The organism is Acinetobacter brisouii, from assembly GCF_008993995.1.
Classification (GTDB): domain Bacteria; phylum Pseudomonadota; class Gammaproteobacteria; order Pseudomonadales; family Moraxellaceae; genus Acinetobacter; species Acinetobacter brisouii_A.
This window is the reverse complement of record NZ_BKNN01000012.1, coordinates 1-25,037: the sequence shown is the minus strand read 5'-3', so window position 1 is coordinate 25,037 and position 25,037 is coordinate 1. Positions and strand designations below refer to the sequence as shown.

At 41.5% G+C, this 25,037-nt stretch carries 21 protein-coding genes, 1 tRNA gene and 2 pseudogenes; 11 read left to right on the top strand and 13 right to left on the bottom strand.

Annotated elements, in window-relative coordinates; translation table 11 throughout:
• Nucleotides 1-289 precede the first annotated feature (289 nt).
• A complete protein-coding gene (locus tag GBN19_RS04940) occupies nucleotides 290-1,915 on the top strand; it encodes an NAD+ synthase (RefSeq protein WP_151777390.1) in 1,626 nt (541 codons plus the stop codon).
• Between the two features lie 108 nt (nucleotides 1,916-2,023).
• Here GBN19_RS04940 and GBN19_RS04935 read toward each other — a convergent pair.
• Nucleotides 2,024-2,100, bottom strand: a tRNA-Met gene (locus GBN19_RS04935).
• Between the two features lie 687 nt (nucleotides 2,101-2,787).
• A complete protein-coding gene (locus GBN19_RS04925; protein WP_151777389.1) occupies nucleotides 2,788-4,263 on the bottom strand; it encodes an alanine/glycine:cation symporter family protein in 1,476 nt (491 codons plus the stop codon).
• A gap of 685 nt (nucleotides 4,264-4,948) precedes the next feature.
• On the opposite strand from GBN19_RS04925, the gene GBN19_RS04920 reads away from it, so the two are divergent.
• Nucleotides 4,949-5,656: a nitroreductase gene (locus GBN19_RS04920; RefSeq protein WP_151777388.1), complete on the top strand. Its 708-nt coding sequence runs from the start codon at nucleotides 4,949-4,951 to the stop codon at nucleotides 5,654-5,656.
• Nucleotides 5,657-5,715: 59 nt separating this feature from the next.
• Here GBN19_RS04920 and GBN19_RS04915 read toward each other — a convergent pair whose 3' ends face one another.
• Nucleotides 5,716-6,120 (bottom strand): NUDIX hydrolase, encoded by a 405-nt coding sequence (locus GBN19_RS04915; protein WP_151708715.1) that lies wholly within the window; start codon nucleotides 6,118-6,120, stop codon nucleotides 5,716-5,718.
• Complete coding sequence (locus tag GBN19_RS04910; protein WP_151777387.1) at nucleotides 6,120-6,722, bottom strand: DUF2939 domain-containing protein; 603 nt, start codon at nucleotides 6,720-6,722, stop codon at nucleotides 6,120-6,122. Before GBN19_RS04910 ends, GBN19_RS04915 begins: the two co-directional genes overlap by 1 nt.
• A gap of 219 nt (nucleotides 6,723-6,941) precedes the next feature.
• Here GBN19_RS04910 and ygfZ point away from each other — a divergent pair, with 219 nt between their 5' ends.
• Nucleotides 6,942-7,664 (top strand): CAF17-like 4Fe-4S cluster assembly/insertion protein YgfZ, encoded by a 723-nt coding sequence (ygfZ, locus tag GBN19_RS04905; RefSeq protein ID WP_151777386.1) that lies wholly within the window; start codon nucleotides 6,942-6,944, stop codon nucleotides 7,662-7,664.
• A gap of 135 nt (nucleotides 7,665-7,799) precedes the next feature.
• The gene (locus GBN19_RS04900; RefSeq protein ID WP_151777385.1) at nucleotides 7,800-8,507 is read left to right on the top strand and encodes a DsbC family protein; all 708 of its coding nucleotides are present in this window, start codon (nucleotides 7,800-7,802) and stop codon (nucleotides 8,505-8,507) included.
• A 44-nt stretch (nucleotides 8,508-8,551) separates the two neighbouring features.
• On the opposite strand, the gene GBN19_RS04895 is transcribed toward GBN19_RS04900, so the two are convergent.
• The 4 genes and pseudogenes from GBN19_RS04895 to GBN19_RS04880 form a co-directional block, all read right to left on the bottom strand.
• On the bottom strand, nucleotides 8,552-9,538 hold the full coding sequence (locus tag GBN19_RS04895) for a bile acid:sodium symporter family protein (RefSeq protein WP_151777384.1): 987 nt from the start codon (nucleotides 9,536-9,538) through the stop codon (nucleotides 8,552-8,554).
• Nucleotides 9,539-9,715: 177 nt separating this feature from the next.
• Nucleotides 9,716-10,639 (bottom strand): annotated as a pseudogene (locus tag GBN19_RS04890) (AEC family transporter).
• A gap of 14 nt (nucleotides 10,640-10,653) precedes the next feature.
• A complete protein-coding gene (locus GBN19_RS04885; protein WP_151777383.1) occupies nucleotides 10,654-11,778 on the bottom strand; it encodes an NADH:flavin oxidoreductase/NADH oxidase in 1,125 nt (374 codons plus the stop codon).
• 22 nt (nucleotides 11,779-11,800) lie between these two features.
• Nucleotides 11,801-13,942, bottom strand: coding sequence for a TonB-dependent receptor (locus GBN19_RS04880; RefSeq protein WP_151777382.1), 2,142 nt, complete (start codon nucleotides 13,940-13,942; stop codon nucleotides 11,801-11,803).
• 231 nt (nucleotides 13,943-14,173) lie between these two features.
• Between GBN19_RS04880 and mutM the strand changes: the two genes are divergently transcribed.
• Both mutM and GBN19_RS04870 read left to right on the top strand, forming a co-directional pair.
• Nucleotides 14,174-15,004, top strand: a complete 831-nt coding sequence (gene mutM, locus GBN19_RS04875; RefSeq protein ID WP_151777381.1) for a bifunctional DNA-formamidopyrimidine glycosylase/DNA-(apurinic or apyrimidinic site) lyase — start codon at nucleotides 14,174-14,176, stop codon at nucleotides 15,002-15,004.
• 16 nt (nucleotides 15,005-15,020) lie between these two features.
• On the top strand, nucleotides 15,021-15,305 hold the full coding sequence (locus GBN19_RS04870) for a peptidylprolyl isomerase (protein ID WP_151777380.1): 285 nt from the start codon (nucleotides 15,021-15,023) through the stop codon (nucleotides 15,303-15,305).
• Nucleotides 15,306-15,346: 41 nt separating this feature from the next.
• Here the strand turns inward: GBN19_RS04870 and GBN19_RS04865 are convergent, their stop codons facing one another.
• The 4 genes from GBN19_RS04865 to typA form a co-directional block, all read right to left on the bottom strand.
• A complete protein-coding gene (locus tag GBN19_RS04865) occupies nucleotides 15,347-15,694 on the bottom strand; it encodes a gamma-glutamylcyclotransferase family protein (RefSeq protein WP_151708708.1) in 348 nt (115 codons plus the stop codon).
• 222 nt (nucleotides 15,695-15,916) lie between these two features.
• The gene (locus GBN19_RS04860; RefSeq protein ID WP_151777379.1) at nucleotides 15,917-16,474 is read right to left on the bottom strand and encodes a thermonuclease family protein; all 558 of its coding nucleotides are present in this window, start codon (nucleotides 16,472-16,474) and stop codon (nucleotides 15,917-15,919) included.
• Nucleotides 16,475-16,576: 102 nt separating this feature from the next.
• Nucleotides 16,577-17,011 carry a large conductance mechanosensitive channel protein MscL gene (gene mscL, locus GBN19_RS04855; RefSeq protein WP_151777378.1) on the bottom strand — a complete coding sequence of 145 codons (435 nt, stop codon included), beginning with the start codon at nucleotides 17,009-17,011 and terminating at the stop codon, nucleotides 16,577-16,579.
• Between the two features lie 226 nt (nucleotides 17,012-17,237).
• Nucleotides 17,238-19,073 carry a translational GTPase TypA gene (gene typA, locus GBN19_RS04850; protein ID WP_151777377.1) on the bottom strand — a complete coding sequence of 612 codons (1,836 nt, stop codon included), beginning with the start codon at nucleotides 19,071-19,073 and terminating at the stop codon, nucleotides 17,238-17,240.
• Nucleotides 19,074-19,250: 177 nt separating this feature from the next.
• On the opposite strand from typA, the gene GBN19_RS04845 reads away from it, so the two are divergent.
• From GBN19_RS04845 to GBN19_RS15740, 5 genes are all read left to right on the top strand, one after another.
• Nucleotides 19,251-20,624, top strand: a complete 1,374-nt coding sequence (locus GBN19_RS04845; protein ID WP_151777376.1) for a uracil-xanthine permease family protein — start codon at nucleotides 19,251-19,253, stop codon at nucleotides 20,622-20,624.
• 63 nt (nucleotides 20,625-20,687) lie between these two features.
• Nucleotides 20,688-21,722, top strand: a complete 1,035-nt coding sequence (locus GBN19_RS04840; RefSeq protein WP_151777375.1) for a methyltransferase — start codon at nucleotides 20,688-20,690, stop codon at nucleotides 21,720-21,722.
• A complete protein-coding gene (locus GBN19_RS04835; RefSeq protein WP_151710102.1) occupies nucleotides 21,723-23,189 on the top strand; it encodes an amino acid permease in 1,467 nt (488 codons plus the stop codon).
• A 259-nt stretch (nucleotides 23,190-23,448) separates the two neighbouring features.
• The gene (locus GBN19_RS04830) at nucleotides 23,449-24,654 is read left to right on the top strand and encodes an RtcB family protein (protein ID WP_151777374.1); all 1,206 of its coding nucleotides are present in this window, start codon (nucleotides 23,449-23,451) and stop codon (nucleotides 24,652-24,654) included.
• Between the two features lie 3 nt (nucleotides 24,655-24,657).
• Nucleotides 24,658-24,819 carry a hypothetical protein gene (locus GBN19_RS15740; protein ID WP_171492602.1) on the top strand — a complete coding sequence of 54 codons (162 nt, stop codon included), beginning with the start codon at nucleotides 24,658-24,660 and terminating at the stop codon, nucleotides 24,817-24,819.
• A 33-nt stretch (nucleotides 24,820-24,852) separates the two neighbouring features.
• Here GBN19_RS15740 and GBN19_RS15890 read toward each other — a convergent pair.
• Nucleotides 24,853-25,037 (bottom strand): annotated as a pseudogene (locus GBN19_RS15890) (IS4 family transposase); the annotation flags it as partial.

The following is a 25,037-nucleotide window of genomic DNA, read 5'->3' as shown; positions in this document are numbered from 1 at the left end:
GTTTTGAGCCAAAAAATTCAACGTAGAAATTTTAAGCTCACATTTTTGAGGAAATTGAACAGGTTTTTTCAATTGTGTAATATTTTCATCAAAAACTGAGTAAAAATGTTGGTTTTTCTGTATTTCAGCTAGAATTTTTTCATATTTAAGATCAATCCAAGCTGTGTTTCGTATATAGTATGACTACCTAAACGCCACCGTATACCCCTGTTATACTTTGCATTAAGCTGAACAATTAAATTTATAAATCAGCCTGATGTAAGCCTTATAGGAATAGGATTTTATTTGAATGAAAAATTTTAAAATTGCCCTTGCTCAATTCTCTCCACATATTGGCAATATTGAAAACAACACCCAAAAGATGATCGAGCAGGTCAATCAAGCCAAAGAACAACATGCTGATATTATTTTATTTCCTGAGCTCAGCACGATTGGTTACCCTGCAGAAGATTTATTTTTACGCCCAAGCTTAAAAAAACGCACTGAAAATGCCTTAACTGTTCTCAGTGCAGTAAAAGACATTGTAATGGTCTTTGGCTTTGTTCATCATAGTGACGATGGTCAGCGTTTTAACTCGGCTGCTGTCATGAAAGATGGTGAAATTTTAGGAATTTACAACAAACAGAATTTACCCAACTATAGCGTTTTTGATGAAAAACGTTATTTCACCACTGGGCAACAACATCTGATTTTTGAATATCTAGAACATAAATTTGGTGTATTGATTTGTGAAGATATTTGGAGTCTGAACACAGTTCAGCAACTCAGCCAGCTCAATGTTGATACTGTCTTGGTTCTTAACTCATCGCCTTATGAAGTGGGCAAGCCTCAACACCGCTTGAACACCATGGCAAAACTGGCAAAAGAACTGAATCTAAACTTGGTCTATAACAACCAAGTGGGTGGTCAAGATGACCTAATTTTTGATGGCTCAAGCTTTGTAATCAATCGCAATGGTGATGTTGCTTTACGTGCTGAAAGCTTTAAAGAAGAAATTTATTATACCGAATTTAATGCTGAAAACGCGGCTTATAAGCAGCAAGAAATTGCACCTGAACTTGATACAATGGCTGAGATCTATCAAGGTTTGGTCATGGGAACACGTGACTATGTTCAACGCTCAGGGTTCCCTGGTGTAATTTTAGGTTTATCAGGCGGGATTGATTCAGCTTTGACTTTAGCAATTGCGGTAGATGCTCTCGGTGCAGATAAAGTTCAAGCAGTAATGATGCCATATACCTATACATCACAAATCAGTGTGGAAGATGCCGCTGAACAAGCAAAACGCTTAGGAATTACCTTTGGTATTGCGGAAATTCACCCAATTGTGAATAGCTTCATGCAAACGCTCTATCCATTCTTTGGTGATCGCCCTGCCGATGCAACTGAAGAGAACCTTCAAGCGCGCGCGCGTGGTACTTTGCTGATGGGCTTATCCAACAAATTTGGCAACCTTGTCCTTTCAACAGGCAATAAGTCTGAATTGGCTGTAGGTTACTGCACACTGTATGGTGATATGGTTGGTGGCTATGCAGTACTCAAAGATGTCTATAAAACCATTGTGTTTGAATTGGCAAAATATCGTAACAGCATCAGCGAAACTCCTGTGATTCCTGAGCGTGTAATCACACGTCCACCTTCAGCAGAACTTCGCCCAGACCAAAAAGACCAAGACTCTTTACCTGCGTACGAGATTCTTGATGCGATTCTTTATGCTTATATCGAAGAAGATTGTAGCGAAACCGATATTATTGCACGTGGTTTTGAGCAAGAAATTGTTCAAAAAGTCATTCGTTTAGTTGACCGTAATGAATATAAGCGCCGCCAAGGTGCGATTGGCCCACGTATCAGTTCACGCGCATTTAGCCGCGAACGCCGCTACCCAATCATGAATGGCTGGAAACCTGGCATCTAATCTTTAGAATGCTATAAAAGCCCAAACACACGTTTGGGTTTTTTTATGATTTCAGTTTTTGTTAGGCACAAAAAAAGAAACCATGCAAGGATGCATGGTTTATAAAAATGGTGGCTATGACGAGACTTGAACTTGTGACCCCCGCATTATGAGTGCGGTGCTCTAACCAACTGAGCTACATAGCCGTAAACTGTGGGTGCATTATCTACAGATCTATAATGCACGTCAACTATTTTCCAATCTATCTGCTCATCAAATATGCAAAACCTTGTTTTTTGACTATAAATTAGCTTTTTCGCCACTAAATTTCGAATTTTTATCTCATTTAAAAGATGACCTTAAGCCAATATATGAAATTGCCAGTTTGCGGATATATGGATATTTCAAAGTAGATGAGTCAAAAACAGTTTGCCCAACACTAGGTTGGGCAAAATAATCAAAGAAAAAGTATGTTAAATCCCTATGTCACTGCTCGCTATTTTAAGCATCAGCACACTCAGGTTTTTTTTCACATTCCACTTTATTCCTATTACGGCATTGTGCTCAAGAAGTTCGCAATATGATCTAAACAAAAAAAGCCAATGATGACACTAATGCCAGCCAGTTAAGCAAAAAAATGCAAATTGCTGTAAAAATGAGTGTATGCAAATACACTCTATATTGAGGCATACGCCTTTAGAGTCGGCAGGTAATTTGCCTAGACATTTAGAGCATTTATTAGAAAGTTCAAAAATGTATGTATTACCTGAAAAAAGGCATAGGCTGTGTCCGAGAGTAGTTAAAGCAAAACCTGCAAAATATCCAAAGAAAAAATGCCAATCAGCTTAACTGACTGGCATTACAGTGATGACACTGGCTTTTTCGATGTGATCTTACCAAATATCGGTATCGATCTTTTTCTTAAATTCTGGATGGTTATCTAACTTAAATACAGGCTCTTTTACACCACAATTGAGCTGTGAACGATAGTCTTTTAGCATCATGCGTAAGAATGGCATCAGCAAGAGAATCGCAATCAAGTTAATCGTTGCCATGATCCCCATCGACAAGTCAGCCATTGACCAAACTAATGGAACGCTGGTAATCGCGCCGAAGTACACCATAAACAACACCATCAAGCGGAAAATAAACATCACCACACGGCTGTTATTGATGAACTGGACGTTACTTTCTGCGTAAGCATAGTTCCCTAAAATCGCAGAGTAGCAGAACAAAAATAGAATGAATGCAAGGAAGTCACCACCATAGTGTCCAATCTGGGTTTCGAGTGCATGCTGAGTCAGCTCAACACCTTGCAAGCCAGAATTGGTATAAACACCTGAAATCAAAATGATAAGTGCCGTACTGGTACATACCACAAAGGTATCTACAAATACACCCAACATTTGAACCAAACCTTGGTTGACAGGATGGTGTACATCCGATGCTGCCGCAGCGTTTGGCGCAGAACCCATCCCCGCTTCGTTTGAGAACAAGCCACGTTTAATGCCTTGCATCATCGCCATAGATACCATGCTACCGAAGAAACCACCTGCAGCCGCATCAAACTGGAATGCCTTGCTAAAGATCAGGTAGAAAATGTGCGGAATAATGTCGTAATTGCTGATACAAATATAAAATGCAATTGCTAGGTAAAGACCCGCTTTCAGCGGTACGAACATTTCGGCAAAATGTGCAATACGCTTGATACCACCAAAAATGGCCATTGCCGTAATGGCAACCAAGGCTAGACCGACCCAAGAAATCGTCAGGTTCAAACCACCCAGTGGTAGCACGATATTGGCTTTGTCCCAGCCCCAAGCATGTGATGAAGCATCAATCATGGCATTGGCTTGTACCGAGTTAAATACAAAACCGTAAGCCAAAATCATTGCAAGGGCAAAAACAATCCCGAATGGTTTGCTCTTTAGACCTTTGGTGATGTAGTACGCAGGCCCACCACGGAACTGTGCGTTATTTTCATCACGAATTTTAAACAACTGTGCCAAAGAGGACTCAACAAATGCTGAACTCATGCCTACAATTGCAGTGACCCACATCCAAAAAACCGCACCTGGCCCACCAATTGCGATCGCCATTGCAACCCCGCCGATATTTCCCACACCAACACGGCTTGCTAAACCTGTTACAAAAGCCTGAAATGGGGTAATCCCATGTTCATCTTCCCCAGGTTGGCGACTTTCTTTCATCACTCGAATGCTTTGTAAAAACATTCGAACTTGAACACCACCTGTCACAACGGTATAAATCAAGCCGACCGCAAGTAGTAAAATTACCAAGAAATTCCATAATGGGTCATTTAATCTTGAAACCCACTCCATGAGGAATGCATTTAATTCCGAATTCATTCAGACGTCCTTCTAGATTATACGGGATCACTCTTTTGGATAATTCAGCCCGCTTTCGATATGTGTTTGCCTCGATTGCTTGCTATCACATGTATGTTCCATGAAAGGTTGAACTCAATTTCCCCCACAAAGTCTGAGTGATGGTCAACATGACAAGCTGTTTGCTTGGTATGAAGCACCGCATCTATACTGTGCTGCACAAGAAAATTGTTCAGCCCTCAACAAAAAATTTTTGACTGGCACAAGTTAGAATTAACAAAAATCTTTAGAAAAGATTAATAATCAAACAGCATGAAGAAATCCCATTCTGCAAAATTGCACCAAAAAAATCTATTGCACTAAAAAAAGACGCAATTATACCGATATGAACCTTAAATCCAACTTATTTTTTAATTTTTGCACCATTTTAGTGATTAAATTTCAAACGCTTTTTTATGATTATTTGATCAAGAATTTAGATTGTTTAGATTAAATAAACAACATTTTTTCTTTTCCTAGTCTATAAAATTCCGACTTTTTACTATAACAACAGTTAGTTAAAGTTGACCATTTAGTCTAACAATTTAAAAGACCATGATTAAACAGTCACTCCTATAAATGATTTGTGGTTTTGCTAGCCACTGCCCTGCTCTATCGTTTATAGTGCTAAAAAACCATTAACTGATCAAATTACAGGAGTATACTTATGAACTTGGAGCAAGTTCGCCACGTCGATGACGCCATTACTTCACGCCATTCAGTACGTGCTTTTCTAAACACCCCTGTTGACCCACAAATCATCCGTGACATTTTAAGCGTTGCCAGCCGAGCACCTTCAGGGACCAATACACAACCTTGGAAAGTTTACGTTGTTACAGGCAAAAAACGTGATGCGATAGTTGAACGTGTCTGTCAGGCTCAACTTGAAGTAAATGAACATCCTGAGCTAGCAGAAAAATATAAAGAAACCTTTGCCTATTATCCTGAAAAATGGATTTCACCTTTTATTGACCGCCGCCGTGCCAATGGTTGGGGACTGTATAGCTTGTTGAACATTCAACGCGGTGAAAAAGAAAAAATGGCGGCACAGCAGTTGCGTAACTTCAAACTGTTCGATGCACCTATCGGTCTGTATTTCACAGTTAATAAAGTGATGGGTATTGGTTCAAAAATGGACATTGCCATGATGATTCAAAATGTGATGGTGGCTGCTAAAGCACGTGGTTTAGACACTTGCCCACAGGCTGCGTGGAATCATTTTCACCCAATCGTGCTTGAAGAAATTGGTGCGCCTGAAGATGAAGAGTTAGTGTGTACTGTAGCTTTAGGCTATGCAGACCCAGATGACATTGTAAATACCTTCATCACTCCACGTGAACCTGTAGAAAGCTTTAGTGTATTTATTGAAGAATAAATACAACATGTTATAAAAGGTCATCGCTTGATGACCTTTTTATTTTAAAGAGAGATCAGTTAAAAACTGGCACTTTGAACTGCGCCTTGAAAATTCAGACAATCCAAGACTCTTTTTTGCTGGACTTCTGTCAGTTGTGAAACGTCGAACCAGCGATATTCAGAATGTTCTTCACTCAGTTGAATTTTTGCCTGCTCAGGTAAAGAACAGCGAAAAATAAAAGCATGTGAATTCACTGCTCTGTGATAATACACGCCACTCAGATAAGCAATCTCGACATCACAGCCCAATTCTTCCTGACATTCTCGAATTAAAGCCTGATGAATGGTTTCTCCGACATCCAAGCCACCACCAGGCAAGCCCCATGCCTGATTGGCATAAGTGGCTTTAAGCAATAACACTTGCTGGCTGTGATTGGTGATGACTGCATGAGAACTCATGCGATATAAGTCATGAAAACCCACTAAGATGCCTGCTGATTTTTTGTCAGACCAAGGTCAATGTCCGTCATTTTCCAATTCCAGCCATCACGAGTAAAAATAAACTGGGTATCGGCACCTTGCACATGCACCACATGAATGACAAAGTGGTTTAAATCTCGATAACCTGCATGGTACTGTAATTCAGTACTGGAAAGCTCAGACGTTGAGTCCTCGGATGCTGTATGACTCATGTTCGCTTGCATGACATTACTACTATCATCTAGCTTTTGGTGGCTAACCAGTGATTGAGAGAGCTGTTTACCTTGTAACAGTAAAATCATGGTTTTAGGGGTCACTACCGTATCTAAAACCGCATCGGTAATCGGTTCACCCATATATGCACCTAAAAGCTTTTTCCAAGATGGACGCTCTCCCTGATTTAGATCGGTGCCAAACCATTGTGCATTCATTTGTGGCTTCAAGCTTTCTTTGACCGCATCATAGTCAATATATGCTGAAATCCGTTCAGGTTGATTATTTTCGTAAGCTTGTTTCAGTTGGTACATCATCCAATACGGCGATGCCAACCATGCTGACACCAGCATAACCACCATGACACCAAGAGCAACAATGAGTTTTTTCACTGTAACTTTACCCTGCTTTTTAACCACAAACCAAAGTTTCTTAATGTAACCGATTCTCACTTTACATGTTGTAACGCTTTGCTGATTTATGTAGCAATTGCTTTATTACAACACCGTATACTGGGCTTAAACGCAGAAACATAACAATCAACGGCTGAATTTTTTGGCAAAATCCGCCACAATAGACCGATAGTAAAAAGCCTAATTTTTGAGAAAAAGATGAGTGATTTAGCCTTTATTCAATATCAACTGAGTGGTGTTGATGCACAAAAATTTCTGCAAGGACAAGTGACCTTACATGTTGAGCGTCTTGCCGAACAAACCCCGCGCTATACCGCAATTTGTGATTTAAAAGGTCGTATCCAGTTTGGTTTATGGCTCAATAAATTAGATGCTGAACATTTTGAATTGGTGGTTACACAAGACCAAAGTGATGAATTTGCCAAGCATATTAAAAAATATGGTGCATTTTCTAAAATGACGTTGACTCTAGTTGGTGAAGTTTATCCAACACTCACTTCTGACTCGACCAGCTTTGCAGCAGAAGTTACAGATATTTCAGCATGGAAACAACACGCCATCGCACAGGGTCAAGCCTACATTTGCCAAGCCACGGCACATGAGTTTCAACCCCAAGAACTGCGTTTACATCAACGTGAAGGCGTACATTACGATAAAGGCTGTTATATCGGTCAAGAGATCGTGGCTCGTTTATGGTTTAAAGCCAAACCAAAACATTGGCTGCATTTAGTTGAAAGCACGGGGGACGTCCCTGCTGTTGCAAGCAAACCTCATGCAGATGTTGAAGTCGTAAATAGCGTTGAGACTGCAACAGGTTTCCAAGCCTTAGTGGTTGCCAAACCTGCTGCATTGGCAGAACTGGGTTGGACAGTACTCGATTTACCTGAAGCCTTAAATGGGGACATTGCTCGCCCTCAATAACACTCTATTTAACTTTGGGCAAGCTCAAGTTTGCCCAAAGTGCTGTATTCAAAAATCCCACAAATTGCCCTCGTTTTCTTCTCATAATTTCTACAAAATAACCAAAATTTCACAGAATACACTTCGAGTTACTTTATGAAAAAACTGATTGCTGCCCTTGGACTGAGTCTGATGACCATGGGACTGGCACATGCCGATATTGCAACCCTAAAAGCCAACCTGCAAAAAAACTACCCAGATATTACGCCACAGTCGATTCAACCCACCCCAATTAAAGACATTTACGAAGTCTATATGGATGGTGAAGTGGTTTATACCAATGACGAAGCGCGCTATTTCTTTATTGGGAACTTGGTCGACTTAAAAAACAAAGTCAGTCTAACCGAACAGCGCCTACAAGAACTCAATAAAATTGATGTAAAGACACTGCCACTCAATCAAGCCATTAAGCACGTAAAAGGCAATGGTAAACGTGTGATGTATGTATTCAGCGACCCCGACTGTCCATATTGCCATGCTTTAGAAGAAGAACTGAAAAAAGTAGATAATGTCACTGTGTATTTATTCTTGTATCCATTAAAGAATTTACATCCAAATGCAGAAACAATGGCACAAAAAATCTGGTGCTCAAAAGACAAATACAGTGCATGGGAAAACTATGTACTTGATCGTAAACAACCGACAGGCAAAGAAAGTTGCACTACCCCTGTACAGAAAAACCTAGAATTGGGTGAAAAACTGCATATTGATGGCACACCAACATTCTTCTTAAAAGATGGTCAGCGTATTTCTGGCGCACGTAGTGCCGATGATATTAATCAGTTACTGGATTCCGTTCAGTAATTGGAAGCACCTCAGTCCAATCGGCTGAGGTGCGTTTTTAATGATTATTGATCGTCTAACGATTCATCACGCTGAGCAAAACGGCTCGCCAAAATACCACACACAATCAATTGAATTTGATGGAACAACATCAAAGGCAACAAGATCAGACCAATTGGCTGTCCTGCAAAAATAATCTTGGCCATCGGTACACCACTCGCCAAAGTTTTTTTAGAGCCACAAAATAAAATCGCAATCTGATCTTTCTTTTTAAAGCCCAAAGCACGGCTCGAATAATGAATCAGCAACATCACAATCGCCAGTAACACAGCACATACAATAAATAGAGTCAACAAAGTTCCTACTGAAACCTGATGCCAAATCCCTTCAATGACTGCTTCACTAAAAGCCGCATAAACCACCATCAAGATTGAGCCTTGATCAACCACCTTAACCATTGAACCATGCTTTTTAATCACTGGGAAAAGTTTTGAACGGCAAATTTGCCCCAAAATAAATGGAACAAGCAACAAAGAAACAATATTCAGGACTGCACTAGATGAACCTGTATCATGCTGAGACAAGGACTGACTAATGAAGATACTGACCAAAAACGGCGTAATAAACATCCCGAAAATATTGGATGCTGAAGCGCTACAAAGTGCTGCTGGTACATTACCTTTGGCAATCGAAGTAAATGCAATTGATGATTGCACCGTAGAAGGCAACAATGCTAAATACAAAACCCCCAGATAGAGTTGATGCCCTAACAGCGGCTCAATCAATGGTTTTAGTACAAGACCTAAAATTGGGAACAAAATAAAAGTTGCTGCAAAAATACACAGATGTAAGCGCCAATGGGTTAAACCCTCCATCACGGCTTGGCGTGACAACTTTGCTCCATGTAAAAAAAACAACAGCGCAATTGCACAATTGGTCAATTGTCCAAAAATACTGGCTGCATGACCCTGAATCGGTGCAAGACTGGCAAGTACCACCATGCCAATGATCATCAGGCTAAAATTATCGGGTAAAAAACGTGGTCGAGCCATTTTACATCCTCTTGGTCGGTTCGCCTCGGCTGATCTCTCTGGCTTCATGAGATATTTCAGATGACTTTTCACATATTAAAAGAACATCATCCAAATGAAAAAAGAGCCTTATCTTTCTGAATAATTGATTAAAAAATCACTTGCGCGATAGTAAACCGAGTCGCTTTACGGGTCAATCTACCACCAGAAAGTCATTAACATGCTGACTGCAATAAACCCTAGAAGCGTACTGAGCATCACAGCTGCAACCGCTCGCTGCTCCAATCCATACACTTGCCCTAAAATTCCAAATACAATTGGCATCGGCAGTGCCGCAATCAAGGTTGCTGCTTGTTGCATGTCCAAAGATGCATTCGATAAAATAAAAATAGAGCAAAAATAACACTGGGCATAAGTAGAATTTTTAAGCCAACCAGCAGTAAAGTTTGATGGTCAAGTGCCCGCAAGCGAATACCAACCAAACTGCCCCCCAATCACCAGCAATGCCAAAGGCGAAGCTGTTTTACCGAGTACAGTCAACAGATTATTCAAAATCTGTGGCAAGTGTAACTCAAATATAACAGCACACATTGCCAGTAAAATAGCAATAACCAATGGATTTTTTAGCAAATTTTTAACTGCATGATAGAGCATAACAGAAGTGCGATGCTGTGCTTGCAACCCTGCTTCTGCCAACAATAACACCATCGTCATCATTAACAGATTTTCAATCATTAAGGTTAAGGACAAATAAATGACCGCACGATCAGGCAACAATAACGGCAAGATTGCACTACCAATCAAGCCTGTATTCGACATGGATGCACCCATCGACATCACTGCGGCTTGGGTCAACGGATAAGAAAAGTGACTGCGATATAGCCTGTAAGCTAAAGCATAAATTAATAGTGAGCCACCCGCATAGGCAAATAAATAAGGTGGCAACCAGATATCATGCAGATTTTTACTGGCAAGTGAGGATAAAATCAGAGCAGGCAGCGCTATTTTAATGACATAGCCACCTAAGCTCTTAATTTGTTCAGCAGTGAGCAAGCCAAGCTTGACACTGCCATAGCCTGTTCCTATGAGGAGGAAAATTGGCCGTAGAATATTCAGAACCAAATGAAAAAAATCATTTAAGATTCAGAAAAAGCGTGGAATAAGTTTTTAAAACCATGCGGCTGAGAACGTAAATACTGCGGTGCAACCTGAATTGGCTCACCCAAGGAAACTGCGGCATGCCATACCCAACGTGGGTCATACAAAATTGCACGTGCTAAGGCAATCGCATCAGCTTGATGATGACGTACAATCATTTCTGCCTGTTGAGATTCAGTAATTAAGCCCACTGCAATCACGGGAATATGAACATGTTGCTTAATTTCTGCAGCAAATGGCACTTGATAATTCGGTTCAATATCAATGTGCTGCTTTTCATGTAAACCACCACTAGAAACATGCACATAAGCTGCACCCACTTTTTCAAGTTGCTTGGCAAGTTCAACACTCGATTCAAGTGTCCAACTGGCATCGGCTTGCGATTCCATCCAGTCGGTTGCAGAGATACGCACGCCAACAGGGAAGCCTTGTGGAACAACTTCCAAAACTTCAGCAAGCACTTCAAGAGTCAAACGCATGCGATTTTCCAAGCTGCCGCCATATTGGTCTTGGCGCTGATTCGACAACGGCGATAAAAACTGATGCAACAAATAACCATGCGCTGCATGAAGTTCAATCAAATCAAAACCTGCATCAACCGCTCGCTGTGCCGCTGCGACAAAGTCGTGTTTCACTGCCTGAATTTCTTCAAGTGTTAATGCATGTGGCGCAAGATCTTTTTCTGAAAAAGCAATCGCACTCGGTGCTACAGTTTGCCAACCATGTGCATGTTCAGGTGCAAATTGCCCACGACCTAACCAAGGTTTATCAGTTGAAGCTTTACGACCTGCGTGCGCCAACTGCACACCAAACGGCATTGGAGAAAGTGTTTTCACTTTTTGAAGTAATGTCTTAATTTGGTCACGTTGCTGGTCATTCCACAACCCTAAATCAGCATAAGTAATTCGTCCCTCAGCCTGTACAGCTGTTGCTTCAACAATACATAGCCCTGCGCCAGATAAAGCATAATTTGCCCACTGTTGTTCATGCCAGTAGCTGACTTCACCTGCTTCTGTTGCCGAATACTGACACATCGGTGCAATAATGACCCGATTTTTTAATGTCAGATCAGCAAACTGAATGGTTTCAAATAATTTTGACATCGAACAAAGTTCTCCTGTTTCATTAAAATTGTTTGGTAATACTTAAACCTGCACTCCAATTGCGCCCTTCTGCGGGTTCAAAATAGCGTCCATCTGGTTTTGTTGTATCATTCACAATCACTGAACCAATATAGTTTCGATCAAATAGATTATCAACACGAGCATAGGTATTGATTGCCCAGTCCTGCATTTTCCACTTATAACCAACATCAATTGCTGTCACGGCATAGCTTGGAGCTGCATCAGAGTTCTGATCATCTACATAAATCTTATCCATATAACGTGCTTCAATACCTGCAAAAGCCCCAGTTTCAGGCTGCCAAGCTAAACGGGCAAATGCCTGATTTTTTGCAATACCTGGAATTGAATTTCCTTTTTTGACCGTGCCAGACGAAGATGTGAAATCTGTGTCAAAGGTTGCATCTAAGTGGCTATAACTGGCCTGCGCTTTTAAATCTCGCCACAGGTTTTTATTCCATGAAAACTCAATACCTTGACGCTGAGTTTGATCAACATTTTGATACGTTGCCCGACCATTCACCATTGCATACGACACAATGTCATTTTTAGTGTGAATTTGGAAGGCTGCCAAGGTGAAATATCCCCAAGGATTTTCAGACTTCAAACCCACTTCATAGTTATCACTGCTTGAAGGTTTTAAATCAAAGTTAAACCCTGCTGCACCATCTGGTCGATAAGCCATTTCGGTAAACGTTGGGGTTTCAAAACCTTTGGCGTAACTGGCATAAGCCAACAATTCAGGTAAAATCTGCCAGCTTAAAGTCGCTGAAGGCAATGTTTTCGAGTATTCAGTTTTACCACTGTCATCGCCATTTACAGTTCCATATTTATCAGGCGCAGAAGTGTAGTGATCTTTAGACTTGTAATGTACATTACTATAACGCACGCCCATATCTAAACGCCAAGTCGGTAAAAACTGCCAAGATGCTTGCAAATATGGATCAATATTCCACAAGGTATTGTCTTCATTACGGCGTAAATTGCCTTTGACACCATAGTTGCCTGCGGCATCATAGTTTTCATAACCTTTACGGTCTTCATCCATTGCATCGAGCGCAACACCCGCACTCACTCGGGTATTTGGCAACAAATCTGTACCTGTCCAGCGGAAATCCGCACCATAATAATTACGATCAAAATCAATCACACCACCTGCATTATTCACATTGGTTTGAGTGGATTTTGGAATAGATTGGTACTGGGTCACATGACGGTTGCCAACATAAGTCATGGCGTACAGTTCATTGTGATCATCTAAAGGTTTTGTCCACGTTACCCCTGTTTGAGTTTGCTCAATTTCTTTACGGGTATTGTACGGAGCAATTTTAGGATCAATTTGTTTTGGGTTTTGCTCCCATAAAGCACGTGTTAGCCCCATCGGATCATCGGCATTGATTTTAACGTAGTTGGTTACCCAGTTCACTTTACTGCCATCACTCAAATTCCAAGTGAGCTTGGCATTATTGAGTACTTTGTCCGCAGCACTATGATCACGATAACCATCGGTATCAAAATAAGATGAACTAATGACATAACTCGGTTCATTTTCCGCATGTGCGCCACCTTGCAGCACAATCGAACTGTTACTACGTTGATCACTACCACCTGAGTAGCCCATGGTTACTGAGTCTCGACCCTGACCTTCTTTGGTGGTTGCTAAAATTGCCCCGCCTGAAGAGTTGCCATATAAAGAGGAAAATGGACCTGTGAGAACTTCTAAATGATCGAGGCTTTTTAAATCAATATTGGAGGTTTGCCCCTGACCATCGGGCATGGTGGCAGGAATGCCATCGACATATAAACGAATGCCACGCACACCAAAAGTCGAACGCGCACCAAAACCTCGCATAGAAAGCTGCAAATCTTGTGCGTAATTTTCACGGTTATTGAGCTGTAAACTTGGAATTCCCTTCACCACTTCGGTCAGGTTCACACCAATGTTGTCTTGCTGCTTTGGCGCGTCTACACGAAAAATCGAAGCTGGCGTTTTTGCATAACTAGTTCCCGTGTGGGTTGCTTCTACTTTAATTGCAGGCAAATCCTGTACTGTCGAATCATCTTCAGCATAAAGACTTTGACAAATACAGGCTGTGAGCAATAACAGTGTGCTTTTTAATGTCACATGAACATGCAGATTACGCATTATTTACATCCTAAATTTTATGGAGGGAGAGCAATGGTGGGCATTGAAAAGTTCAAGCAAAAATAGGCTTGTGGAATGCCAAAGGTCAGTAACCTGACAAATTGATGTTTAAAATCATAAAAATATAGGAGCTATTGTAGTAATGCATTTCACTGAACACAAGTTACAGATATACCTGTTTCAGTGTGCGTGCTAAAGTATGGATTTGATCGTTGTTGTTAATATCCAGTTATGCCTGAATTACCCGAAGTCGAAACCACCAAAAATAGTCTAGCGCCCTTGCTGCATCAAACTGTTCAAGCTGTTCGCGTGCGTCAACCTCAATTACGCTGGGTGATTCCGCAAGATGTAGATAAATTACAAGGTCAAAAACTGATTGGATTACAACGACGTTCCAAATATATTCTGGCCGAGTTTGAACACGACACCATGTTATGGCATTTGGGGATGTCGGGCAGTTTTCGGATTTGCAAGGCGCAAGATGAACTGCGTAAACATGATCATTTCATTCTCGATTTTGGGGAACTTCAGCTACGCTACCATGACCCACGCCGCTTCGGTTGCATCGTCTGGCTCAATGCAGATTCGCAGCATAAGCTGCTTGACCCGCTTGGGCCTGAGCCACTGACTGATGCATTTAATGCTGCCTACCTGACTGACAAGCTCAAATCCAAGCAAGTTGGTATCAAAGTTGCACTGATGGATAATCATATTGTGGTGGGTGTGGGCAATATTTACGCAACCGAAAGCCTGTTTAATTTAGGCATTCATCCTGCCCAGCCTGCTTCGAGTTTAAGTCCACAACAGGTTGAAGCACTGGTTGTTGAAATTAAACGTATTTTAAGTTTTGCTATTGGTCTTGGCGGCTCAACCCTCCGAGACTATACCAATGCGATGGGAGAAAATGGCTATTTTCAACAAACCTTACTCGCCTATGGGCGTGCTGGTGAAATGTGCGTCAACTGTGAAACAACGCTAGAAAATATCAAGCTGGGTCAGCGTGCCAGTGTCTTCTGTCCGCAGTGCCAGCCACTTAAAAAAAACACAAAAACAAAACAGTGAATAAGAGGCTAAAACTATGCAAACTGCAATCGTACGACATATTTTGGTGAAAGATAAAACACTGGCTGAACAGCTCAAGAAAAAGATTCAGTCGGGTGCAGACTTTTCCAAAATTGCTAAAGAATACTCCACTTGTAACTCTGCCAAGCGTGGTGGTGAGCTGGGTGAGGTCAAAAAAGGGCAGCTTGTGCCTGTCATTGATAAACTGGTCTTTAGCGCAGCCGAAAGAATTTTACACGGGCCAATCAAAAGCCAGTTTGGCTTTCATTTGCTTGAAATTAAGTTCCGTACGGATTTCTAAATAAATCAGATGCCAAAGACAGATTGGCATCTGATTCAGTTTCAACCCTGCTCAGATTTGGCTGTCGGGTGCATTTGGTAAGTCCATGCTTGGACAATCTCACCTGACTCCAATTCCACATCTACAATGACGCGCTGATACTGAAAACCTTCAAAATCATCGAGCATCTGCCAATGATGTGCCAATTCATCTGTCGAGAACAATAATCCTTCGACTTGTGCTGCTTGAGCATCAATGACCAACGCGGGTAAGCCTTCATCGGGTCCCCAATCTAACGTATGCACCACCCCGCGCACATAAGCTTTTTGCCACTCACCATCTAGATCACCCAAAATATGTTGATTGGGTTGTCCTGGGCGCAACGTACCATACGCAAATAATCGATTCATGAAAATATCCAATCAAAAAACACGTCAAAAAATAATGCTGATCATCAAATGAAGTTTTTTTGATGCTACCTAGATTTTCCTATGCCCGCCATATTCAGCATAGAAAATACTGTGTATTTTATTCAGCAAAGCGTTGGCTCTTTAGCAAAATCTAAAACCATTTTGTTCAATCAAGATCAATAAAAAAATGCGACTCGCTTGAGTACTATTTTTTATTCACAATCAACGACTCCGATACTCTTTAGGGTTCATCGGTCGGCTATGTTTCCACAAACCGCGTTTACGTTTTTTGGCATCATCCTGCAATTCATTCAAACGCTTTAACCGTTTTGGGTGGCGCACATAGTCAGCATAGACCCATGCAATCCCATCTTTTATCAAGGTTTCACTCACACTCTCACGTCCTAAATAAACATCGGCAACCACACGACCATAACGATCCATATCTGCAACATTCAATGTCACAATTCGTCCTTGCAGCATTTTCTTAAGATACCTCTGAGCTTCTTCACCAAACTGCTGTTTAGACTCAGGTGCATCCACATAAGCTAAACGCATTCTTTGAGATTGCCCAAAATAAAATAGACGTCGGCAATCAATTGTATCGCCATCTACAATCGCAAGCACTCGACAGCGATATTTCCGACCTTTTTTAAATGGTCTCAACAATTTTTTTAAGTAGGTATTAAGTTTCGTAATCGCAATCCAAAGCAGCATGCCCCCAATTACTGCCAAAACCCACGGCAACCATTTTATCCAGTGTGCAAAATCAATCATCATCTTCAATATATCAAGGAAACATCTGCCATATTTCGAGTCAATAACATACTCAAATTGGCATAAAAAAAGAGGTAAATATACCTCCTTTCTTTATCAACACAATTATTTCTTTTTCAATTCATCACGAATTTCACGTAACAATTGAATATCTTCTGGCGTTGTTACAGGTTTTGGAGCAGCTTCTGCTTCCTGTTTACGGCGTAATCGATTAATTAATTTAACCATAACAAACACAACCCATGCCAAAATAATAAAGTTAATGAAAATGGTGAGGAAGTTACCGTAGGTTAAAACATTGACGCCTGCCTTTTGCAATTCTGCTAAAGATTGCAGGTTATTTGGATTATTACCCAACACGATAAATTTCTGGGTAAAGTCAACACCACCTCCCGTGATTGCCGTGATGATCGGCATAATGATGTCTTTGACCAATGAATCAACAATTTTACCAAATGCACCACCGATGATCACACCGACAGCCAAATCAATCATGTTACCCTTTATCGCAAATTCGCGAAACTCTTTTAAAATACTCATGGATGAAGACTCCAATACTCATTTGGTTTGTTATTTATTCGGTGACAATTGACCGAGTGAAATCATGTAATCTGCTATTTAATTTAGCGTTTTTAATTAAAAAATCTTGAATACTCACGGTATTACAACAAAAAACTTCTCTAGGATTAACCAGAGATACAAATTCATTTATTCAAAACAATAAAGCCACCCGATTGGGTGGCTTTATCTTTACAACTCAAAGCAATTAGCCACGAGAAGCACGTTTACGTTCATTTTCAGTCAAGAATTTCTTACGAATACGAACTGATTTAGGTGTCACTTCAACTAATTCATCATCTTCAATAAATTCTAAAGCTTGTTCAAGCGTGAATTTAACTGCAGGTGTTAACGTTAATGCTTCATCTGTACCCGATGCACGCATGTTAGTTAATTGTTTTGCTTTAGTTGGGTTTACAACCATGTCGTCTGAACGAGAGTTCATACCCACGATCATACCTTCGTAAACTTCTAACTGTGGTTCAGCAAATAGACGACCACGGTCTTGTAGCGTGAACAAAGCAAATGCCAAGCAAGTACCGTTAACCATAGAGATCAACACACCGTTTTGACGTTTCGCAACTGTACCCTGTTTTGCAGGACCATAATGCGAGAAGCTTGAAGTCATGATCCCTGTACCAGAAGTCATGGTCAAGAATTCAGAACGGAAGCCGATCAAACCACGTGAAGGAACAGTTGCTTCAATACGGATACGACCTTTGCCGTCAACTTCCATATTGGTTAACTCGCCTTTACGGTTACCCATTTGTTCCATTACAGAACCTTGATGTTGTTCTTCAACATCAAACGTTACGTTTTCGTACGGTTCTTGGATTTGACCATCAACTTCTTTCATGATGACTTGCGGACGAGAAACCCCCATCTCGAAGCCTTCACGACGCATGTTTTCAATTAAAACTGAAAGGTGAAGTTCACCACGACCAGAAACTTTGAAACGGTCTGGACTGTCAGTGTCTTCTACACGAAGTGCTACGTTGTGAATCAATTCACGTTCAAGACGTTCACGGATGTTACGTGAAGTCACGAATTTACCTTCTTTACCCGCAAACGGTGAGTTGTTGACTTGGAATGTCATCGAAACTGTAGGTTCATCTACAGACAATGGCGGTAAAGCTTCAACATTTTTCGGATCACAGATCGTGTCTGAAATGTTCAGTGCATCGATACCCGTAATACATACGATGTCGCCCGCTGATGCTGAATCAACATCAATACGCTCTAAACCGTGGTAACCCATGATTTTCAAGATACGACCGTTACGTGTGTTGCCTTCTTTGTCAATCACAGTTACAGGTGTATTGGTTTTTACTGAACCACGTTGAATACGACCAACACCGATAACACCCACGAAGCTGTTATAGTCAAGTGAAGAAATCTGCATTTGGAATGGACCATCAACATCAACTGCTGGTGGTTCAACGATGTCAACAATCGTTTCGAACAACGGAGTCATGTCTTCAGCCAACTCTTCTGGTGTAGGACCAGCAACACCGCGTAAGCCTGAAGCATAAACGATCGGGAAGTCTAACTGTTCGTCAGTTGCACCCAAGTTGTCAAACAAATCAAAAACTTGATCAATAACCCAATCTGGACGCGCGCTTGGTTTGTCAACTTTGTTAATGATCACGATTGGTTTCAAACCACGCGCGAACGCTTTTTGCGTTACGAAACGAGTTTGTGGCATTGGACCTTCTTGTGCATCCACAAGAAGTAATACGCAGTCAACCATTGACAATACACGTTCTACTTCACCACCGAAGTCAGCATGTCCCGGGGTGTCCACGATATTGATACGGTAAGTCGTATCAGTACGCTTGTCCAACCAAGTGATCGCCGTGTTTTTTGCAAGAATGGTAATACCACGCTCAGATTCAAGCGCATTCGAATCCATTACACGCTCAATCTCGCCCGCGCGATCACCAAGAGCACCTGATTGTTGTAAAAGTTTGTCTACAAGAGTCGTCTTACCATGATCGACGTGCGCAATGATGGCAATGTTACGGAGAGTTTTGATATCTGACATGTAAATTCGATACGCCTAAAGTTTGAGGGCAAATTATACAGAAAAAATATAGATTTTAGTAGTGACAGTTTATTGACAGCAGCATTTTTTTCATCGGTCAAACCGATTTTTAGTTTGTAAAGGGATGTAACTCGATTAGAATAGCCGCATCTTGCTTAGTATATTCCCCAAAATTCCATGTCGGATTTCGATCACTCATCTCATTCCCACTCTCAACCCGATTTATTGTTAGGGCTTGATGACAAGCCAAAACCGCTGATTGCATTCTTTGCAGCCTTACAACATCTTCTTGCGATTCTTGTCCCGATTTTAACGCCTGGTTTACTAATTTGTGGCGCTTTAAAAGTTCCTGCCCATGAAACCACCATGATTTTATCGATGTCTTTGGTGATCTCAGGGATTGCAACGTTCTTGCAATCGAAAAAGGTCGGCCCATTGGGTGCAGGCTTACTGATTGTTCAAGGCACAAGCTTTAACTTCATTGGTCCAATCATGGCGATTGGCAGCATGATGATTGCCAATGGCACGCCTTATCAACAGGTGATGGCTGCGATTTTTGGTGTGGTGATTGCGGGCGCATTTATTGAAATGGGCGTATCACGTATTTTGCCGTGGGTGAGAAAACTGATCACTCCACTCGTTACAGGCGTCGTTGTGCTGATGATTGGTCTGACTTTAATTAAAGAAGGTCTGATCAGTATGGGTGGCGGTTATGGTGCGATGGCAAATGGGACATTCGCCAACAGCGACAACCTGATCATGTCGAGTGTGGTGCTTGCAATTATCATCGTGCTCAACCGCATTCCTGTGGTGTGGATTAGAAGCTCAGCAATTCTACTGGCTTTGGTGATTGGCTATATTTTGGCGGGTTTTATGGGGCATCTGGATTTCACCGCATTCCAACAAGCCCCCGTTTTTCAGTTACCAACACCGCTGCATTTTGGGATCAGTTTTGACTGGTCACTATTTTTACCGTTTGCCTTTATTTACTTGGTCACTTCTCTTGAAGCGATTGGTGACATTACGGCAACCAGTAAAATTTCCAAACAGCCTGTGACTGGCGAAACTTGGATGCAGCGTATTAAAGGCGGTGTATTGGTAAATGGTTTTAACTCACTGATTGCAGGGATTTTCAACACTTTCCCAAGTTCAGTATTTGCCCAAAATAATGGCGTGATTCAACTGACAGGTGTCGCAAGCCGCTATGTCGGGATTTGGATCGCGGCATTGTTGGTTTTACTTGGTTTATTCCCAAAAATTGCAGGCGTTGTACAGGCTGTTCCTGAAGCCGTACTCGGTGGTGCAGTCATGGTGATGTTTGGCGCAGTTGCTGCATCGGGCATTAATATTTTGGCAGGGATTAAACTGGATCGTCGTGCCTTGCTGATTATTGCAATTTCTTTGGCACTTGGTCTTGGCGTTGCACAAGTTCCTGATTTCTTAAAGCACATGCCTGAACTTATGCGAAATATCTTCAGTTCTGGTGTGGCGACAGGTGGTATTGCGGCACTGTTATTGAATTTAATTTTGCCTGAACAGTCAGAGCAGTAATTTTTAAAACAATGTCCAATCACTCTTGCGGATTGGACATTTTTATTTTTGTAGGGTGTCATCATGGATCCTCGAAGTGAAGTCGTCTTGCGTCAACAAGACCAGCTCAAAGGTCGTGTGTTATTTATTCATGCACCTCAAGATCAATTGCTCACTGAACTCAAAAACAGTGTAGAGGGTTGTATCTGGACATGGAATTTTGCCGATCATCAAGCACATCTGGCACAAGGTTTCGACAGCCATTTTTCAATTGAATTTCCAGCACAGGCTTTTGATCAGGTTGTGATTTTTGTTCCCAAATCCAAAGAGTTGCTGAATTACATTATTCATCAAGTCGCCAGTCATATGCAGCTTGGACAATCGATTTTCTTGGTGGGCGAGAAAAAAGGTGGCGTAGAGCGTGCAGCCAAACAGCTCCAAGCATATGGCAAAATGCTCAAACTCGACAGCGCTCGTCATTGCCAATTCTGGCAACTGGTTTTACAACAACAAGAAACGCTGAAACCACTTGAGGTATGGCTAAAAACCTATGACATTCAAGTTGGTGAACAACAACTTAAAATCTGCGCCCTGCCTGGGGTGTTTAGTCAAGATCACTTGGATGTCGGAACAGCCGTACTTTTGCCATACCTCCATCAAGTAAAATCGGGTAAACTCGCCGACTTTGGCTGCGGTGCGGGCATTATTAGCTGCTATTTAGCAAAACTGAATCCACTGAATGTGATCCATGCGCTTGATGTCGATGCATTTGCATTAAAGTCGACAGCATTGACCTGTCAGCATAATGCGATTCCCGAATCACAAGTGCAAACCCAAGCGGTCACAGGCATTCAAGATGCTCCGACAGATTTGGCTGCTTTAGTGAGTAATCCGCCATTTCATCAGGGTATTCACACGTCTTATACCGTCAGCGAAGATTTGTGCAAACAAACCAAGCGTCACTTGCAAGTACAAGGTGAGCTGTGGATTGTCGCCAACCGTTTTTTAAATTATCCGACTTTAATTGAGCAGCATTTCGGGCATTGCGACACGAAAGCTGATCAACAAGGCTTTAAGGTGTTATATGCCTGTGCAACTGCAAACAGACAAGGAAACTAGATGAGCGAAATGAATGAACATGCGCACTTACAACGCAGGTTAGGTGCTCGCCATCTGAATATGATCGCGATTGGTGGTTCAATCGGAACAGGGTTGTTTTTAGCTTCAGGCTCAACCATTAGTACCGCGGGGCCTGGTGGTGCATTACTGGCCTATGTCCTGATCGGGATTATGATTTACTTTTTAATGACCAGTCTCGGCGAACTTGCCACACACAATCCTACTTCAGGTGCATTTTTTACCTATGGTAATAAGTACGTTGAAGAAGGTTTTGGTTTTGCTCTCGGCTGGAACTACTGGTACAACTGGGCAATTACCGTTGCTTTTGAACTGGTTGCAGCACAGTGGATTATGGCATTCTGGTTCCCTGAAATTCCGGGTTACTGGTGGAGCTTATTGTTCCTGATCATTATTTTTGCAATTAATGCCATGTCGGTAAAAGGTTTTGGTGAAAGTGAATTTGTCTTCTCACTGGTCAAAGTGGTGGCTATCGTCATTTTTATTTTGATTGGTCTTGCCACGATTTTAAAAGTGATGTTGACGCCAAATGCCCTACCATTTGCCAACTGGACACATAAAGATGCGCCATTTGTTGGTGGATTCCAAGCCATCATTGGCGTGGCGATGATTGCAGGTTTCTCATTCCAAGGGACTGAAATGGTTGGGGTTGCTGCAGGTGAATCCAAAGACCCTCAAAAAACGATTCCTTTAGCGATCAAGCAAATTTTCTGGCGTATCTTACTATTTTACGTTGTGTGTATTTTCATCATTGGCACACTCATCGCTTATGATGATCCGCGTCTGATTCAAGCAGCAAGCAGTAACAATATTGCCCTTTCGCCATTCACATTACTGTATGAAAAAGCTGGTTTTGCCTTTGCTGCGGGTCTGATGAATGCCGTGATTTTAACTGCGATTCTTTCCGCAGGTAACTCTGGAATGTACTCATCAACCCGTATGTTGTGGGATATGGCGAAAGAAGGTCGCGCACCACGCTGGTTTGCACAACTGGACAGTCGTGGGGTACCAATGCGTGCCTTGTATGCAACCACTGCGATTGCAGCTTTATCACTGCTCACCAGTTTTATGGGTAAACAGGAAATTTACAACTGGCTCCTGAATATGTCAGGCATGTGTGGTTTTATTGTCTGGTTAGGTATTGCGATTTCACATTATCGTTTCCGTAAAGGCTATATTGCTCAAGGCTACAAATTAGAAAATTTAGCATATCGCGCTAAATTCTTCCCTTTTGCGCCTTGGTTTGCTTTTATTCTGTGTTCAATCATTATCTTAGGACAAAACTATCAAGCTTTGCTTGGAGAGAAAATTGACTGGTTAAGCCTACTTGCAACCTATATTACCTTGCCATTATTTTTGGTGGTTTGGCTCAGTTACAAGTGGATTTACAAGACCAAACTCATTCCTTACGACAAGATGGATGTGAAACCAATGCAAGATGATGATTAATTCTTCGCTTGACATTTAATTTTTTAAGTTTATTATTTCGCCGATATTGAATTTCGGCACTATCCCCGAACGGATAGATTTTATTGAGGAGGACATCATGCCAGTACTAGCGAGCTTAAAACACTAATCGATTTGGCACGATGTCATCTCACGGACAGGTGTACAAATCTCATCTGTCCGAATGCAAAACCTAGCATTCGCTAGGTTTTTTTATACCTAAAATTCGGACAAAAACAAAAATAACTTGAGAATCATCTAAATGAGCATTCAAAAAATTTTAAATGCTGAGGGGCACTTTGGCGTGCCTGTGAAAATTTTCACCCAAGACATCGATCACGACAGTATCGAACAGCTCAGCAAAATGGCACAACTGCAATTTATTCACTCACACATTGCCGTCATGCCCGATGTCCATGTAGGCAAAGGTGCAACTGTTGGTAGTGTCATTCCAACCAAACACGCGATTATTCCTGCTGCGGTTGGTGTAGATATTGGCTGTGGCATGAATGCTATTCGCCTGAATCTAAAAGCCCATCAGCTACCTGATAATTTATCGCCATTACGCCATGCGATTGAACGTAAAGTGCCTGTTGGTTTTAATATGCATAAGCAAGTGAAGGCAAAGGCATCCACGCTGACGCCGCTTGAGAAACGCTTACAACCCATTTTACTTAAACATTCAGGCTTGGTGCGTATGCTTCGACAGTTTGATGCTACATGGCAAAAACAGCTAGGCACTCTCGGTGGCGGCAATCACTTTATAGAGCTATGCCTCGATGAAAATCAGGATGTCTGGATTATGCTGCATTCGGGTAGCCGCGGTTTGGGTAATGTAATCGGCACTTATTTCATTGAACTCGCCAAGAAAGAGGCACAACATCGTTTCGGACATGTGCCAGACAAAGACTTGAGCTATTTTGCAGAAGGTTCAGCCAGTTTTGATGACTATGTTGAAGCGGTGGAATGGGCACAAAGTTATGCCTATGAAAACCGACGTGAAATGATGCGCCTGATTTTAGAAGCGATTCGTCCAATTTTACCGTCATTTCAGATGACCAAAGAGGTGATTAACTGCCATCACAATTATGTTAGTCAGGAAAATCACTTTGGAGAAAATGTCTTTGTGACACGTAAAGGAGCGATTCGTGCACGTGAAGATGAGCTCGGGATTATCCCGGGTTCAATGGGTGCTCGTTCTTATATTGTTCGAGGTAAAGGTCATCCTGAGTCCTTTTGCTCCTGCTCACATGGTACAGGTCGAAAAATGAGTCGCAGTAAAGCCAAGCTTTTGTTTAATCAGCAAGATCTGATTGCACAAACTCAAGGTATTGAATGTCGTAAAGACAGTGGCGTGATTGATGAAATTCCAAGTGCTTATAAAGATATCGATCAGGTGATTGCTTATCAAAGTGACTTGATTGAAGTGGTACACACCTTAAAACAAATCTTATGTATTAAAGGTTAAATAATGAAACTGAAAAATATGCCCAAAATTAAAGCACGTAATCCTGTTGCACTCTCACCACTTTTACATAAAAGTGGTCTGCATGACAGTGAAAAACCCAAAGCACAACATCGCCGTGATCGAAAAGCAATGAAATGTGAACTCAAATCTAAAAACTGGCTATAAAAAAAGCGGCTCTGATGAGCTAATGCCAGTCAGTTAAGCTGATTGGCATTTTTTCTTTGGATATTTTGCAGGTTTTCCTTTAACTACTCTCGGACACAGCCTATGCCTTTTTTCAGGTAATACATACATTTTTGAACTTTCTAATAAATGCTCTAAATGTCTAGGCAAATTACCTGCCGACTCTAAAGGCGTATGCCTCAATATATTGATAATACTCA

Excerpts from the sequence above, each read along its gene's own strand:
- GBN19_RS04865 (WP_151708708.1), bottom strand. The coding sequence starts at position 15,694 with ATGAATCGATTATTTGCGTATGGTACGTTGCGCCCAGGACAACCCAAT.
- GBN19_RS04880 (WP_151777382.1), bottom strand. The coding sequence starts at position 13,942 with ATGCGTAATCTGCATGTTCATGTGACATTAAAAAGCACACTGTTATTG.
- GBN19_RS15740 (WP_171492602.1), top strand. The coding sequence starts at position 24,658 with ATGAAACTGAAAAATATGCCCAAAATTAAAGCACGTAATCCTGTTGCA.
- typA (WP_151777377.1), bottom strand. The coding sequence starts at position 19,073 with ATGTCAGATATCAAAACTCTCCGTAACATTGCCATCATTGCGCACGTC.
- GBN19_RS04845 (WP_151777376.1), top strand. The coding sequence starts at position 19,251 with ATGTCGGATTTCGATCACTCATCTCATTCCCACTCTCAACCCGATTTA.
- GBN19_RS04940 (WP_151777390.1), top strand. The coding sequence starts at position 290 with ATGAAAAATTTTAAAATTGCCCTTGCTCAATTCTCTCCACATATTGGC.
- GBN19_RS04925 (WP_151777389.1), bottom strand. The coding sequence starts at position 4,263 with ATGAATTCGGAATTAAATGCATTCCTCATGGAGTGGGTTTCAAGATTA.
- GBN19_RS04840 (WP_151777375.1), top strand. The coding sequence starts at position 20,688 with ATGGATCCTCGAAGTGAAGTCGTCTTGCGTCAACAAGACCAGCTCAAA.
- mscL (WP_151777378.1), bottom strand. The coding sequence starts at position 17,011 with ATGAGTATTTTAAAAGAGTTTCGCGAATTTGCGATAAAGGGTAACATG.
- GBN19_RS04860 (WP_151777379.1), bottom strand. The coding sequence starts at position 16,474 with ATGATGATTGATTTTGCACACTGGATAAAATGGTTGCCGTGGGTTTTG.
- ygfZ (WP_151777386.1), top strand. The coding sequence starts at position 6,942 with ATGAGTGATTTAGCCTTTATTCAATATCAACTGAGTGGTGTTGATGCA.
- GBN19_RS04895 (WP_151777384.1), bottom strand. The coding sequence starts at position 9,538 with ATGGCTCGACCACGTTTTTTACCCGATAATTTTAGCCTGATGATCATT.
- mutM (WP_151777381.1), top strand. The coding sequence starts at position 14,174 with ATGCCTGAATTACCCGAAGTCGAAACCACCAAAAATAGTCTAGCGCCC.
- GBN19_RS04835 (WP_151710102.1), top strand. The coding sequence starts at position 21,723 with ATGAGCGAAATGAATGAACATGCGCACTTACAACGCAGGTTAGGTGCT.
- GBN19_RS04920 (WP_151777388.1), top strand. The coding sequence starts at position 4,949 with ATGAACTTGGAGCAAGTTCGCCACGTCGATGACGCCATTACTTCACGC.
- GBN19_RS04830 (WP_151777374.1), top strand. The coding sequence starts at position 23,449 with ATGAGCATTCAAAAAATTTTAAATGCTGAGGGGCACTTTGGCGTGCCT.
- GBN19_RS04870 (WP_151777380.1), top strand. The coding sequence starts at position 15,021 with ATGCAAACTGCAATCGTACGACATATTTTGGTGAAAGATAAAACACTG.
- GBN19_RS04900 (WP_151777385.1), top strand. The coding sequence starts at position 7,800 with ATGAAAAAACTGATTGCTGCCCTTGGACTGAGTCTGATGACCATGGGA.
- GBN19_RS04885 (WP_151777383.1), bottom strand. The coding sequence starts at position 11,778 with ATGTCAAAATTATTTGAAACCATTCAGTTTGCTGATCTGACATTAAAA.